The sequence below is a fragment of the Gordonia insulae genome (assembly GCF_003855095.1).
GTDB classification, from domain to species: Bacteria; Actinomycetota; Actinomycetes; order Mycobacteriales; family Mycobacteriaceae; genus Gordonia; species Gordonia insulae.
Genome location: NZ_CP033972.1, coordinates 2210918 through 2225783 on the forward strand (window position 1 = coordinate 2210918; position 14866 = coordinate 2225783).

The following is a 14866-nucleotide window of genomic DNA, read 5'->3' on the forward strand; positions in this document are numbered from 1 at the left end:
CACGCGTGGCGACTCACACGGCGGCAAATTCAGCTGGGTTACGAACCGGCAGGCCTAGGAAGCGACGCGCGTTGTCGCCCATGAAATCATACGTGCGCTTCTCGTCCATTCCCTCGGCGTACCGCCAGTAACCGGTGGGCTCTTGGAGCCCCTCGGGATGCGGGAAGTCCGAACCGAACATCACCCGATCCCAGCCGACGGTCTCGACCACGTCGGCGACAGAGCCCTCCCAGAACGGGCTCACCCAGATGTTGCGCCGGAACACATCGATTGGGTGCTCCGGGAACGCCTGCGGCATCTTCTTGTAGAAGTCCTCGTAATCGTGGAACAACGGGTGCAGCCAAGCAGATCCGTTCTCGATGCTGGCAACGCGCAACTTGGGAAATCGCGTGAATGTCCCGTGCGTGATCAGCGCGGTGATCATGTCGGTGATCTCGCGGTGACCGAGCGCAATCCACCGAAACGCACTCATCTCCGTGAACACCTGCGAGTTGGGCGGCTCCCACTTGTTGATGTAGTCGTCGAGCGGAGGCTGGCTCGCGTGCAGAACGACCGGCAGCCCGGCGGCCTCGACCTCACGCCAGAACGGGTCGAACTCGGGGAGCGAGGGACTGCGCCACTCCTTCCAGTTCCGGACGGGAGCCGGCTTGATCAAGATGGCCTTGGCGCCGTTCTCCAACACGTACTCGAGCTCACGCATGCCTTCGTCGAGGAGGCCGAGGTTGATGACCGGAGTCATGAAAAGGCGGTTCTCGTGGGTGAACCCCCATGTTTCGAGCATCCACCGATTGAGTGCGTGGATCATCGCGGAGCACAGCTCGGGATCCTCTGACGCCGAGTGCTCGACGAGGTTGGCCAACGTCGGGTAGATGAGCGCTTCTTGCACAGACTGGTTGTCCAGCGCCGCAATACGCGGCTCCGGTGCCCGGAACGCCGGGATCGACTCCATGACACGCTCCCTGGCCATCTGCGTCAGGGTCTTGCCTTCGTGATTCTCGGCCGCGAAGAAGGCTTCCCAGGCGCCCGGCGCCGCCACCTTGTCGAATGTCGGGTTCGGGATGTAATCACGGATCTTCCCGAGGATGGAGATCCGTGTCTGATGGCCGACCTGCACAAAACTCACTGCCGACTTGTACTTGTCAGGCAGGTACTTCGTGAGTGCGTCCGGCGTCTCGTACATGTGCTGATCCGCATCGAAGATCGGTGCGTCGGTGAACTGGGTCATGGGGTTCCCCTTTCAGAAGCGAGCGCAGAGTTGATGAGCTGCTGGACAGAACATAACGCTAGTTTGACGAAAGTGTCAACTATTGCGTGCTAGGGTCTCGGACTTGAGGGGAAAGTACCCGTTCAGGTACACATAACACGGGCATGAGATGGCCGGAACGAGATGTCAAGTAGCTGGCTACCATGGACTCGCGGCGCGACACTTGCGCGGACGGCGACGATCCCAAGACACAAGGAGGACCACCGATGACCTTGGAAACAAGCGCGAGCAACGAGTCGTCGACGCCCACTGCGGACGAGGAACTGGCCGACCTCGGCCCTCGCGCGTTGAAGGCGCGCGAGGCCATTCTCGATGCCGCCCGCAAACTGTTCCTCGAGCGGGGCTACGCCGGCACACGGATCAACAACATCACCGACGAGTGCGGTGCATCGCGGGCAGGGTTCTACACCTACTTCAAGAGCAAGATGGACGTGGTTGAGGTCCTCGGCCGCACCACCTATCGGGACTGTCTGGCAGTTGTCAGTGCACTGGATGAACTTCCCCGTCCCACCCGCTACGACGATGTCCGCGGATGGGTGCAGTCCTACTTCGATTTCATGGATCAACACGGCGCGTTCATGAACGCGCTCAGCGAGTCCGGCCCGACCGACGAAGAGTTCCGCGCCACTGCCAACAGATTGCAGATGCGCACAGCGTTCCTGGTGGGTATCGCGTTACGAAGCCGTCAGATGACACCGACCGACGCACCGGAGGCGCTCGGACTGAGCATCGTGTCGATGGTGGAGCGGACATGGAATCAGATCCATGTCCGCCACCTGCCCATCGACAGTCAGGAGGTCGTCGCGGCGATCGCCCACATGATCATGGGCACGATCACCGAACCTCAGAGCGCTTCGGTTGGTGTGTAGCGCAGCTTGAGCTCGGCCTTGGCGACCTTGGCGAGCCCGGTGCGAGGCAGTTGCGCCACGATCTCGACGCGCTCCGGGATCTTCTGCGGCATCAGGCCCCAGCCGAGTAGGTGGTCCCGCAATTGGGCGCGGGATGGAGCCTCGGCCCCCGCAGCGATGCTGATGACCGCACAGACGATTTCGCCACGTTCCGGGTCGGGCAAGCCGATGACCGCCACCTCTGCAACCGCCGGGTGCGTCATGAGCGCCGTCTCGACCTCGACCGGCGCAATGTTCTCGCCCTTGCGGATGATCATGTCCTTGAGCCGGCCGACGACCTCGATGTGGCCTGTCGGGTGCATCACGCCGATGTCGCCGGTGCGGAACCAACCATCGGCGGTGAATGCCTTCGCGGTCTCGTCGGCATCGGTGTAACCGTGGCAGACCCCCCGTCCCGACACCTGAACCTCACCCTGCGTGAGCGACGCGCACAGATTGCCCTCCAGGTCGACGATTCTGACCTCGTTGCCCGGGATCGGCCGTCCGTCGGTCCGGGCACGGATCTGCGGCAGATCCTGTGGGTCGGCGACGGCGAGCATGGGCACCTCGGTCATCCCGTAGTCGTGGGCCAGGGCCACACCGAGGATGTCGGTAACCTCGTCGAAGAGCTCGACCGAACAGGGCGCGCCTCCGCCCTTCAGGCTCCGTAGCGCCGGCAGCAGTTTCTCCGGCGCCGCGGCGCGGGCCTGTGCGACCAGCGCTTGGTAGAAGGGCGGCGCGCCGCCGGTGGTCGTCACGGAGTACTTTCCGAACAACTCGACCGCACGGTCGGGCACAAACGTCTCGAGCAGTAGCAAGGGGTATCCCCCGGCCAGCGAGGCGATGATGTATTCGATGCCACCGACATGCGCTATCGGGAAGCCCATCGCGGCGACCTCGCCGGGGCGCTCCCCGAGCCGACCCTGCCCGCCGAAGGCCAATCCGGTTGCCAACAGGGTCGCATCACTGTGCCGTGCCCCCTTCGGTGCGCCTGTCGATCCCGAGGTGAAGTAGACCCAGACGACATCGTCGGCGTCGCGGGAAGGCGCGACGTCGACCGGTTCCGCCTCCATCGGCACATGTCCGACTTCGATCAGCTCCGGAGCCGTGACGAGGTCCAGGCGACGGACCATCGCGCTGTAGTCATGGCCACCCCACGTGCCCGGCACCAGCACAACGTCCGCGCCGAACGTGCGCAGAGCCGCGGTGACCTCCTTGTCGCGATACTGAGTGATGATCGGCGCCTGAACGGCACCCAGGCGCCGCAGCGCGAGCATCGTGACCGCGGTCGAGATCCGGGTGGGCAGCTGCCACGCGACTCGTGTCCCGGAACCGATGCCCCGCGCGCTCAGGGCCGCCGCAGCCCTCCCGACGGCAACGTCGAGTTCGCCGAAGGTCAGCGACGCGCCGTGCTCATCGAGGAACGCCGCCGCCGCGGGAGTCGCCGCCGACCGTTGTGCGACCAACTCGTCGATCGAGTCGGTGTCGAGCATCCAAGGCCAACTGTGGTTCATTCGGCGTCCTCCCCGTGATACCGCGCGACCAGATCGGCCACACACACCGGCTTGGGCGCCCCCTCGGCCTCGACGACCGTCCGCGTGACGACCTGTACGATCCCCGGCCCCACCTCGTCGACCGTGATCGTCTCCGTCGTTGCCCGGATACGGCTCCCCGCGCGCAGGGGCGACGGGAACCGAACGCGATCGAGGCCGTAGTTGACACCCATCGCCACGCCCTCGACTCGTCGGAGCTGATTGATGAAATGGGGCACCAACGAAAGTGTCAAGAACCCGTGGGCGATGGTGCCCCCGAAAGGTCCGTCTGCTGCGCGGTCCGGGTCGACGTGGATCCACTGATGATCCTCGGTGTCATCGGCGAACGAGTCGATCCGCGACTGGTCGACGAGCAACCAGTCGGTCGGTCCCAGCTTCTGCCCCACTGACGCCTTGAGCGCGGATACGCCGCGGTAGACGACCGCATGCGCCGGTTCGTTCCCGGGATCGAGCAGATTGGACATGCGTTCTCCTTCACTCGGCGTGCGGGGGCACTCAGATCAGACGGTCCGAACCAGCCCACCATCGACTGCAGGAACGATAGGCATTTCTTGACAAGTTCGTCAACTAGCTGTCGAATGGAGCGACCACCGCCGTCTCACGCCGGCACCGACGTCCCAACGCAATGGGCAACCGAGGAGAGAACGATGCAGAATCCTGCTTGCTCCGAACTTCTGATCGAGTCACGGGGCGCCCTGCGCATCGTGACCCTGAACCGTCCGGAAGCGATGAACGCCACCAGCGAGACCCTGCACGACGCACTTGTCGCCGTATGGCAGTACCTGGCAGAAGATCCGGACGCTCGCGCAGTGGTGCTGACGGGTGCCGGAAAGGCGTTCAGCGCCGGCGGCGACTTCGATCACTTCGTCGAACTGTGGGACGACAAATCCATGCGGCGCAAAGAGATCGACAGTGCGGGCAAGCTGGTTCGGGAGATGTTGGAATGCCCCCTGCCGATCGTGGCGGCGATCAACGGCCCGGCGGTGGGTCTCGGCGCCAGTCTGGCGGCCTGCAGCGACATCGTCCTCATCGCCGAGTCGGCATACCTGTCCGACCCGCACGTCGGGGTGGGTCTCACGGCAGCCGACGGCGGTGCCCCGACATGGCCGTTGCTGATGAGTATGCTGCGCGCAAAAGAATACCTGTTGACCAGCGCACGAATCCCGGCACAGCAGGCAGTTGAGATCGGCCTCGCGAACCGGGTCGTGGCCGACGGCGACGTGCTGACCGAGGCCATCGCCCTCGCGGAGAGGATCGCGGCACAGCCGGCACATGCCGTCCAGAGCACAAAGCGCGCGCTGAACATCCACATGAAGCGGGCCGTCGCCGGGGTCATCGAATATGCACTCGCCGAGGAGTACGCCTCGTTCGATACACCCGAACATCACGAGATCGTCAACAAGTTCCTCGCGCGCAGCCGGTCGCGTGCGGCCGCATCCTCATGAACCCGTCGAACGTCGCGGGACAGGCTGCGGATCATCGCGAGTTCGCGAAGCAGTTGCACGCCGAGCTCGCAGTGCCCACATCACCCGACGAGTCCGACCGATATGCGCGATGGCGCAACACCCGCTACGCGACCGAAGAAGAACAGATCGCCGCCGACGCCCAGCTGATGGCAGAGCTCAACGGATCGGGCTGGAATCGTTTCGGCTGGCCCGCGGAGGTCGGCGGCCTCGGCGGCGACGTGCGTCATCGCGCGGTGCTCTACGAGGAGCTGGCAGCGGCCGGCCTCGCGATCCCGCAACCCACGCTGCTGCTCGAAACCCTCGGACCACCGTTGGTGAAGTTCGCACCGGCGCTCGCTGCCGATCTGCTCCCTCGCGCGCTCGCGGGTGCCGAATGGTGGGGCCAAGGGTTCTCCGAGCCCGAAGCGGGTAGCGACCTCGCGTCACTGCGCACCCGTGCCGTCCGCGACGGCGACCACTATGTCGTCTCGGGGCAGAAGCTCTGGACAAGTCACGGCGACACCGCCTCCCGATACGTCTGCCTGGTGCGGACCGGCACCCCCGAGTCTCGCCACCGCGGGTTGTCGATGATCGTGATCGACCGTGACCTCCCCGGCGTCACGGTCCGCCCGATCGCCATCGCGAGTGGTCGCAACAAACTGGCCGAGGTGTACTTCGACGAGGTACGCGTCGGCGTTGATCGCCTGGTGGGCACGGAGAACGGTGGTTGGGCTGTGGCAACCTACCTGCTGCAGTTCGAGAGGTCGGTCTACGCATGGCAGTCGGCCGCGACCGCTTTCGGACGGTTCCGCGCACTTGTCGACGCTGCCAAGCAGAACTCGCAGGCCGACGGCCTCGTCTCGCGGATCGGAGCCCTGTACGCCGACCTGGTCACGTTGCGTGCCCGCAGCGCAGCGACTCTGCGCAGGCTCGCCGACGGAGCTCCCGTCGGCCCGGAGGCGAGCATCGACAAGATCGCACTCGCGCGCGTGGAGATCGGACTGTACGACCTCGCCGCCGAGCTCCACGGCACCGACTTCCTGTTCGGCGATTCGGCCGAGATGAACGAATGGCGCGACGAATGGTGGTACAGCCGATCGGCCACGATTCTCGGTGGGTCGGCGGAGGTGCAGCGCACCATCCTCGCTGACCACGTGCTCGGACTACCGAAAGAGACTGTCAGATGAGTGTTCTCGACGCCGAGACCACGGCGACCATTCGCGCATCGTTGGAACAGGTCTTTGTCGGCGAACCCTCCGCCATCACCGACGCACTCGGCGAGCTGGGCTGGTCGGAGGTGGTCGAGGCCGACCCGGTAACCGCGCAGACACTGCTCTTCGGCGCACAGGGCCGGGCCCTGGCGGCCAGCAGGTTGCTCGATGAGGTCGCCCTCGCAGCCCTCGATGAGGGGTTCACCGTTGACAGAACCGCCGTGGCCTACGGTGACATCCTCCTCGGTGCCGTGGAAGACGTCGACACCATCGTGCTCCTCGACGTCGACCGCGCCGCTGTGGCGACCGCGGCCGACGCCGGCACGCACGTGCGGAGCTCGTCGGGATTCGACCCTGGTGGGAGCTGGCAGGTTCTCGATCGCGCCGAAGTCCCATCTGTACCCCTCGAACTCGACCCGGACGCTGTCGCAGCGGCTGTGGCCGCGGTGCGACTGGCGCTCACCGCAGAGATCATCGGCGCGTGTGAGACCGCGCTCGAGATGTGCGTCCGGCACACGACTGCGCGCGAACAGTACGGAAGGCCGCTCGCCACCTTCCAGGTCGTGCGACATGCACTCGCCGAATCGCATGCGGCAGTGGAACTCACCCGGGCCACTCTGACCGGGGCTCAAGACGCCGACCCCGCGCTCGCACCGCTGGCAGCGCGCGTCGCCAAACACCGGGCCGGCGCGACCCACGCACTCGTGATGCGGCACGCCATCCAAGTGCACGGCGCGATGGGTCTCACCCTCGAGAGCGACGTGCACCGCGCTGTCACACGTGCCGCCGCGCTCGACTCGCTGATGGGTTCCCATCACCATCTCGCCCGACAACTCGGCCACGACCTCGTGTCCGGTGCGCAGCCTCCGCTGCCGATCGTCGAAATCTGACCAGTGAACCGGGAGGACACATGACCACCATGAGCGCGCCTGCGGACGTGACACCCGAATCTCTCACCCAGTTCGTTGATGAGGCACGCACCTTCCTGGACCGTCACGCCGAACGACGCTCCCCCACCGCGCTGTCCTGGGGTGAGGGCGACGACCACACCGGCTACTTCTCCGACGATCCCCCGGAAGTAGAACGCATGAACGTCGACGCGGCCCGCCGGTGGCAACGAACGCGCTACGAGAACGGCTTCGGATGGATCACGGGGCCACTCACATACGGCGGCCGCGAGCTCACTCCCGTCCACGAACTCATCTATGACCAGATCGAAGCCGGATACGCGGTGGCCGACACCGGCGTGCTTTCGCTCATCGGCCTCGGCATGATCGGTCCGACCATCCTGACCCACGCCCGCGATGACATCAAGGAGCGCTACCTCCCGGCGATGTATCGCGGCGATGCGATCGCGTGCCAACTGTTCAGTGAGCCCGGCGCCGGTTCCGATCTGGCCGGCGTGCGCACCAGAGCCGAGCGCATCGACGACGGCTGGGTACTGCGGGGACAGAAAGTCTGGACGTCGGTCGCCCACCACGCCCAACTCGGGATGGCTCTGTGCCGCACCGATTCTGATGCTCCCAAACACAAAGGAATCACGGCGTTTCTGGTCGACATGTCGTCGCCGGGCGTCGAGGTGCGTCCGCTGCGCCAGATGAGTGGCGGCGCCGAGTTCAACGAGGTCTTCCTGACCGATGTCCGCGTCCCCGACAGTCATCGTCTCGGAGAGGTCAACGGCGGATGGCGGGTCGCGTTGACCACCCTGATGAACGAACGTGCCAGCGTCGGTGGCGAGAGTTCGTCGACCGGTGTGGCCAGGGTTCTGTCCGACGGCTTCCTGGCTTCCCTGCTCCGCGCGACCGGACACCGCACCGACGGCGCCGCACGCCGTCGGCTTGCGGAGATCACCGCCGATCTCACCGCTGCGGAGTATCTCAACCGCCAGACGCTTCGCAAGCTACGGGCAGGTGCCGAGCCAGGCCCGGAGGCATCCGTCTCCAAAATGCTGTGGGCCCAGAACCTCACGCGCGTAGCACATTTTGCTGCCGAACTCGTCGGACCGAAGCTGACCGCCGATACCGGTGAGTGGGGAACGTTCTCATGGAACGAACTCCTGCTCTCCACCCCGGCATTCCGCATCCTCGGCGGCACCGAGGAGATCATGAAGAACATCCTGGGCGAGCGGGTCCTGGGGCTACCGAAGGAACCGTCATGAGCGAGCACAGCATCAGTGCCGAGGAACTCCAGGATCTGCGTTCAACGGTGCGCGACATCCTCGCCGAACGCTGTGACGACTCCGCGGTCCGGGCTGCGGTGCAGACCGAGCGGGGCTTCGATGATTCGCTCTGGCGGCTGTTGGCGAGCGACATCGGAGTACACGCGTTGGCGATGCCGAAAGAGTTCGGCGGAGACGGTTTCGGGCTGACCGAACTCGGCGTGGTCCTGGCGGAGATGGGCGCCGCACTGATGCCCGGTCCCTTCCTGTCATCTGTCGTCGTCGCCGGTAGCGCTCTACTGGCATCGGGTGACAGCGCGGCCCAGGCCACGCACCTACCGCGCATCGCGGACGGATCCACCATCGCCACTCTGGCCGTGGTCGAGTGCGACGGCTTATGGCGCACAGAGGGTTTCGCTGTAGCCGGTGAGGCGGACGGTTCGGGTTGGGTCATCACCGGCCAGAAGGCCTTGGTGCCCGATGGCGACGCCGACCTCATCCTGGTCGCCGCGACGACGCCGGCCGGGCCGTCGCTGTTCGCCGTCGAGGCAGGGGCAGCCGGATTCTCGCAGACACCGCTTCGAACTCTCGACATCACCCGGCCGATCTCGCGATTGTCCTTCGACCGAACACCCGCGGTCCTCGTCGGTGCACAGGGCGATGCATCGCGAATCCTGGCCGCAGTACTCGACCGGTCCACTGCTGCCCTCGCCGCTGAGCAGGTCGGCGCCGCCAGGACGTGTCTGACGATGAGTGTGGCCTACGCCAAGGAGCGTGAGCAGTTCGGCCGCAAGATCGGTTCGTTCCAAGCGGTGAAACACAAACTCGCGGACATGTTCGCGCGGGTCGCTCTTGCCGACGCCGCCGCGACCGAGGCGCTACGTGCGGCCGATGGTCACGACGACGCGCCGCTACCGGCCGAGGCAGCTGCCGTGGCGCATTCGGTGTGTTCGGACGCGTTCATGTTCGTGGCCGCGGAGACCATTCAAGTGCACGGCGGGATCGGATTCACCTGGGAGCACCCGGCACACCTCTACTTCCGGCGAGCCAAGGCTGACCAGTTGATGTTCGGGGGCCCGTCGGTTTATCACGAGCGACTACTCGATCAGATCGGTGTGTAACATTCTTCGAAGGATCTCGCGGCCGTGACATTCTCACCGAACAATTATCGAACAGCGCGGTTGAATGCGATCACACATATCAATCGCGGACGCAGATCCATTTCCCGGTGAGAGTATTCACGTCCCATAAATAGCCAACAGTGTGCGGTTATTGATTTTCCCAAATCGACTCGACCCATTCTTTATCGAGAGGATCCGATCGGGTTGATTCGACGTGGCAATGTCGATTTCGCAATGAAGCTCGCTCGGTCACAGCGTTCTCATGGTGAGTCAGGGTGCCCGGGTCTCCCGATCGCGGATTCGCCGTGTCGCTGACCGCCGGTCGCCGCCAGCGAGAAACGACCACCGCACCAACTCCCACGCGTTGTGGAGATGATGCGGTGGTCGCCACGGCGTCCATGTGGGCCGGCCGGATTCGGTGTCAGGAAGCCGCACCGAGGATCGGCTCGAGCGGGTCGCGGCCCTCGTCGAAGACGAGGTCGGCCAGCCGCGCGACCTCGGCATCCATCCCGCCCGCCAGCAGCTGCGTGGCTTTCGCCCTCTTGAGGAAGAGCTGCGGCAACGCCTCCGCGGTGAACGCGACGCCGCCGTGGATCTGCATGGTCGAGGCCGCCGCGTCGAAGCCCGCTTGCAGACAGTAGGCCGTCGCCGCCTCGGCGATCAGCCCGCGTTGCTCGGGCTGCTCGTCCCACGCTGCGAAAGCCGCTGCCACCGAGGCGGAGGCGGCCTGAGCTGCCACGAACATGTCGGCGCAACGATGCTTGATCGCCTGGAAGCCGCCGATGGCACGGCCGAATTGCCTGCGGCTCTTGGCGTACTCCACCGAAAGGTCGAGGCAGGCGGCGATCTGCCCCGAAGCCTCCGCAGCCAGCGAGAGTCGGAGCAGCGCTCGGGCGTCGTCGAGCACCCGATCCACCTCGGCGATCTTCAGTGGTTCCCCCGACACGTGGTCGAACCGCATCTGCACCACCGGTCGCGTCTCATCGAGGCAAGGAAGTTCCTCGATCACCAGCCCCGGCGAATGAGCATCAACCAGGACGACGACCGACTCACCGCCTCGGGTGGCGGTGACGAGAAGATCTGTCGCGAGGTCCCCGTCGATGACGGCAGCCTTGCTTCCGGTCACGGTGGGACCCCCCGGACCGTTCTCGAGCTCGGTGCGTGCCGCGCCGCGCACGTCGACGTCGGCAAAGGCCACCCGACCGACTCCCGCGGCCACGCCGGCGAGGACATCGGCAGCCCGCCCGGAGTCGTCGTGCCCCAACAGAAACGGAGCGACTGTCGCCGACGACAGGTACGCAGCGGGCAACAGTACTCGCCCAGCCTCCTCCAGGAGGATTCCCAACGCCGTCGCACCGGCACCGGCCCCTCCGCGTTCCTCGGCGACCACGAGCCCCGGCAATCCCAATTCGACAAGCCGGTCGCGCAACTGCTCATCGCCACGACGACCTTCGGTCACCAGGTGTCGGGTGGTCTCGACCGGGGCGACGCGCGCGAGCCCATCGCGAATCATCGTGCGGAACTCCACCTGCTCTTGGTCCGACATCAGTTCCATTTATGGTCACCTCTTCTTATTTCTACAATAGACTTATATCATTGATTTCATCTGACTGACAGCGTGAAAAGATCAGCTCGAACCGCTAGGAGATAATCGATGACGACTACCCGTCCCGGGGAGACACCAGGCTTCCGTGATGAGGTGATCGAGTTCCTGCGTGACGAACTCCCCACCGATTGGCAGGGCGTCGGCGCTCTTCCGGCCGGCGAACGTGAAGGCTTTGTCGCTTCGTGGCGCAAACTCGCCGGGTCCCGCGGATACCTGGCAGTCACCTGGCCAGAGGAATACGGCGGTCGCGGGCTCGGCAAGGTCGACCATCTTGTCGTGGTCGAGGAGTTCTCCCGCGCGAAGGTTCCGGTCGGCACACCCGGCGACACGGTCTCGATCAAGATGCTGGGCAACACCATCAACAAGTGGGGCACCGACACGCAGAAGGCACAGATCCTCCCACGGATCATCTCCGGCGACGATGTCTGGTGCCAGGGATACTCCGAGCCGGAGTCCGGATCGGACCTCTCGAGTCTGCGCACCCGCGCGGCGCTGCGCGGCGACGAGTGGCATATCGACGGCCAGAAGATCTGGACGTCCAACGCCGCCAACGCCAACTGGATGTTCTTGCTCGCGCGTACGGATCCCGCTGCCGCGCGGACCAAGGGCATCACCATGCTCATCATGCCCATGACACAGCCGGGTGTAGAGGTGCGTCCGATCACCATGCTGTCCGGCGCCAGCGACTTCTGCGAGGTGTTCTTCACCGACGCGGTGACCCCTGCGGCGAACGTGGTCGGATCTGTCAACGATGGCTGGGCCGTGGCCAATTCCCTTCTGACACATGAGCGGGGCGAAGAGGCCGCGGTGAATCCGGTCCTGTTTGCGCACGAGTTCGCGCGTGTCCTGGCGCTGGTCCGCGAGCGCGGCGCCGATCGCGACCCGGCCATTCGCGCGCGGATCACCCGCTCGTACACCGAACTGAGCGCGATGAAGGCGATGGGTGACCGGATACTCGATGCCTACATCCGGGACGGATCCCTGGGGCCCGCGGCATCGGTCTCCAAGCTGTACTGGAGTGAATACCATCAACGGCTGTCCTCGATCGCGGTCGACGTTCTCGGACAGGACGCCCTGTACTGGGTTGGCGACCCGCCCATGCGCTGGTTCCGCGCCGACGATCCGGGAGCGCCGAACACCTCTGCGTCCTGGTTGTCGATTCACCTGCAGAATTCGTTGGCGGGCACCGTGTATGCGGGCACGTCGGAGATCCAACGCAACATCATCGCCGAACGTGCTCTCGGCCTCCCTCGCGAGTCGCGACAGTCCTGAGGCGGTTCGGCGGGCCGGCCTCCCCTCAGGGGTGGCCGGCCGGAGTCACTTGACCAGAGCCGCCCAGGCACCATCGCCTTCACCCGGGACGAGTTGGCAGACCCGTAGGTCCCAATCACGCGTTGTGCCGTAGTCGTTGCGCCACGACAGCACCGGTTGGGTCAATCCACGGAGCGGATGCTCGAGTGTCGTACCGATCGCACCATGTACCTGATGCGCATTACGAACAACGACGCCCGACGCTGTGCCGAGAACAGAGCGGGCGATCGCAACCGCACGCTCCAGTTCGTCCAGGCTCTCGCCCGATCGGCCGAGTGAGGCAAGTGAGGTGAGGGCGGCATCCGTGGCGATGTGGGCGAGGGCCGACTCTGCCGCAGCGTCGGCGACCAGATGTTGGACCGCCTGGAAACGCGCGAGCGGCCGGCCGAACTGGCGTCGCTCGGTGACGTGCCGGACGCACAGGTCGATGATCCGGTCCAACGCTCCGGTGGCCTGTACCGCGCGCATCAGCGCAGCACGAAGAAAGAACTCCCTGGCCAGATCGGCACCGATGAGCGTCCCCACGCCTGCCGATGCTGTCATCGTCAACCGATCCCGCGGCCGGCCGGCCAGATCGGCGGCGGCCTCGAGCCGACATGAGGACACCGGGATGTCGGCGATCTGCCAGGCATCGAAGGCCGTGTCACCCGAAGGCCTCAGCACCAGTATCCGATCCACCTGGCTCGCCCACGGTACGGCACGGTCGGTGCCGTAAACATCAAGGCGCGCTATGGTTCTTATCCCGGATCCGCAGCTGATTCCCGCCCTTGTGGCGAGCAGCCCAGCCAACGCGTCATGCTCTGCGATCGGCAGCGGCACCGCGTATCGAGCAGCCGCTCGCAGCAGTTCCGCGACTGTCCACACGTCTGCGTCGTCCGCCGAGGCGAGGTCGGTCAAGCCGAGCTCATCCAACCTCGCCCACAGGTCGCGGTCGAGTTCGAGAACCACGCCCGGCGCGGGACGCCTCGAGTGCCAGTCGGCGAACACGTTGTCGAAGAGGTCGGCCACATCCGGGTCGACCCGGCCGGTATGTCTCGACGTCGGATGAAGCGAGGTCATCAGCGCATCCCCCAACCGCGGGCAACCACGCCCCGCAGGATCTCGTTTGTGCCGCCCCGCAGAGTGAATCCCGGACGCTGGGCAAGGGCGTCGGCGGTCAGCTCACGCACCGGCTCGCCGAGTGGAGACGAACCAGCGTCAAGTCCGTACGACCCGGCCAGTTCAGCGATATCACCCTCGTGCGTGGTGCCAAGGATCTTCGTGATGGCCGCGGCGAGGTCCACCGACTCGCCGCGTGTGAGACCATCGGCGATGGCAGCGGAGAACTCGTGTAGAGCTGCCGTTCGTGCCAGTGAACGCCCCAGTTGCGCAGTCGTTTCCAACGTCCCGTCGGCGACGGCTCGCGCCATGGCGGCCAGCAACGGGAACGTACTCAGAAAGCGCTCCGGTCCACTGCGCTCGTAGCCCAGTTCCGATGTCACCTGCTCCCAACCGGCGCCGATGGTGCCGAACACCCACTCGTCGGGAACGTGAACCTCGTCGAGATAGACCTCGTTGAAGTGGTGCCTGCCGTCGAGGGAGAGAATCGGTCGGATCCGCACCCCCGGCGCGCGGAGATCAACGATGAATTGGCTGAGCCCGCCGTGTCGGTCCCCCGGGTCCACCGCAGCCGTGCGCGCGAGGACGATGAAGTAGTGCGCCCGGTGCGCGCCGGACGTCCAGACCTTCGCTCCTTGGAGCAGCCAACCATCATCGCAACGGGTGGCACGGGTCCGGACCGAGGCCAGGTCGGAACCGGAGTCGGGCTCACTCATTCCGATCGCGAAATAGGTTTCACCGGAAGCAATTCCGGGGAGCAACGCGTGTTTCTGGAACTCGGTGCCGTACTTGAGCAGCGACGGCGCGATCTGCCGGTCCGCGATCCAGTGGGCGGCGAGGGGGGCTCCGGCGGCGAGCAGTTCCTCGGTCACCACGAACCGCTCGAGGAAGCTCTGACCTCGGCCACCGTAGTGTACCGGGATGGTCATTCCCAACCAGCCACGCTCGGCGAGCGAACGACTGAAGTCCTCGTCCCAACCGGTGAGCCAACTGTCGACCTGGCCGACGAACCGCCCGGCCGCGGTCTCCTGCGAGATGAACTCGCGTACCTCTCGTCGGAGATCGCCCATCGCCTGGTCCTCGTCGACCGCCGACGGCATCGCGGGACGATTCATCCGACGACCCCCGCGGCCGCTACCGCCCAGGCTTCGCCGCCTCGGGTGTGCCAGGGGTCGGCCGACAGCTGCTGTCGCGCCGCCCTGACGCTGCACG

The 14866-nt window shown here is 65.5% G+C and carries 13 protein-coding genes; 7 read left to right on the plus strand and 6 right to left on the minus strand.

The features are described from left to right. Nucleotides 1-13: 13 nt before the first annotated feature. The gene (locus D7316_RS09985) at nt 14-1225 is read right to left on the minus strand and encodes an amidohydrolase family protein (protein ID WP_124708145.1); all 1212 of its coding nucleotides are present in this window, start codon (nt 1223-1225) and stop codon (nt 14-16) included. Between the two features lie 245 nt (nt 1226-1470). On the opposite strand from D7316_RS09985, the gene D7316_RS09990 reads away from it, so the two are divergent. Continuing rightward, nucleotides 1471-2133, plus strand: coding sequence for a TetR/AcrR family transcriptional regulator (locus D7316_RS09990; RefSeq protein WP_005199466.1), 663 nt, complete (start codon nt 1471-1473; stop codon nt 2131-2133). Here the strand turns inward: D7316_RS09990 and D7316_RS09995 are convergent. Both D7316_RS09995 and D7316_RS10000 read right to left on the minus strand, forming a co-directional pair. Next, complete coding sequence (locus tag D7316_RS09995; RefSeq protein WP_232016852.1) at nt 2109-3644, minus strand: class I adenylate-forming enzyme family protein; 1536 nt, start codon at nt 3642-3644, stop codon at nt 2109-2111. The genes D7316_RS09990 and D7316_RS09995 overlap by 25 nt on opposite strands. Before the next feature lie 17 nt (nt 3645-3661). Then, entirely contained in the window at nt 3662-4168 is a 507-nt protein-coding gene (locus D7316_RS10000) for a MaoC family dehydratase (protein ID WP_197718210.1), read from the minus strand. Nucleotides 4169-4351: 183 nt separating this feature from the next. On the opposite strand from D7316_RS10000, the gene D7316_RS10005 reads away from it, so the two are divergent. Genes D7316_RS10005 through D7316_RS10025 form a run of 5 tightly spaced genes read left to right on the plus strand, consistent with a single transcriptional unit; the run spans nt 4352 to nt 9639 of the window. Beyond that, nucleotides 4352-5149, plus strand: coding sequence for an enoyl-CoA hydratase/isomerase family protein (locus D7316_RS10005; RefSeq protein WP_119032179.1), 798 nt, complete (start codon nt 4352-4354; stop codon nt 5147-5149). Further along, a complete protein-coding gene (locus D7316_RS10010) occupies nt 5146-6336 on the plus strand; it encodes an acyl-CoA dehydrogenase family protein (RefSeq protein ID WP_124708146.1) in 1191 nt (396 codons plus the stop codon). Before D7316_RS10005 ends, D7316_RS10010 begins: the two co-directional genes overlap by 4 nt. After that, nucleotides 6333-7250 (plus strand): acyl-CoA dehydrogenase family protein, encoded by a 918-nt coding sequence (locus D7316_RS10015; protein ID WP_124708147.1) that lies wholly within the window; start codon nt 6333-6335, stop codon nt 7248-7250. Before D7316_RS10010 ends, D7316_RS10015 begins: the two co-directional genes overlap by 4 nt. 20 nt (nt 7251-7270) lie before the next feature. Next, nucleotides 7271-8518 carry an acyl-CoA dehydrogenase family protein gene (locus D7316_RS10020; RefSeq protein ID WP_119032182.1) on the plus strand — a complete coding sequence of 416 codons (1248 nt, stop codon included), beginning with the start codon at nt 7271-7273 and terminating at the stop codon, nt 8516-8518. Then, the gene (locus D7316_RS10025) at nt 8515-9639 is read left to right on the plus strand and encodes an acyl-CoA dehydrogenase family protein (RefSeq protein WP_005199473.1); all 1125 of its coding nucleotides are present in this window, start codon (nt 8515-8517) and stop codon (nt 9637-9639) included. Before D7316_RS10020 ends, D7316_RS10025 begins: the two co-directional genes overlap by 4 nt. A 421-nt stretch (nt 9640-10060) precedes the next feature. Here D7316_RS10025 and D7316_RS10030 read toward each other — a convergent pair whose 3' ends face one another. Beyond that, nucleotides 10061-11194, minus strand: a complete 1134-nt coding sequence (locus tag D7316_RS10030) for an acyl-CoA dehydrogenase family protein (RefSeq protein WP_124708148.1) — start codon at nt 11192-11194, stop codon at nt 10061-10063. A 99-nt stretch (nt 11195-11293) separates the two neighbouring features. Here D7316_RS10030 and D7316_RS10035 point away from each other — a divergent pair, with 99 nt between their 5' ends. Beyond that, nucleotides 11294-12517, plus strand: a complete 1224-nt coding sequence (locus D7316_RS10035; protein ID WP_005199475.1) for an acyl-CoA dehydrogenase family protein — start codon at nt 11294-11296, stop codon at nt 12515-12517. A gap of 45 nt (nt 12518-12562) precedes the next feature. Here D7316_RS10035 and D7316_RS10040 read toward each other — a convergent pair whose 3' ends face one another. Continuing rightward, a complete protein-coding gene (locus tag D7316_RS10040) occupies nt 12563-13615 on the minus strand; it encodes an acyl-CoA dehydrogenase family protein (RefSeq protein ID WP_124708149.1) in 1053 nt (350 codons plus the stop codon). Continuing rightward, nucleotides 13615-14769 carry an acyl-CoA dehydrogenase family protein gene (locus D7316_RS10045; RefSeq protein ID WP_124708150.1) on the minus strand — a complete coding sequence of 385 codons (1155 nt, stop codon included), beginning with the start codon at nt 14767-14769 and terminating at the stop codon, nt 13615-13617. The genes D7316_RS10040 and D7316_RS10045 overlap by 1 nt, the downstream gene beginning before the upstream one ends. Nucleotides 14770-14866: the final 97 nt, after the last annotated feature.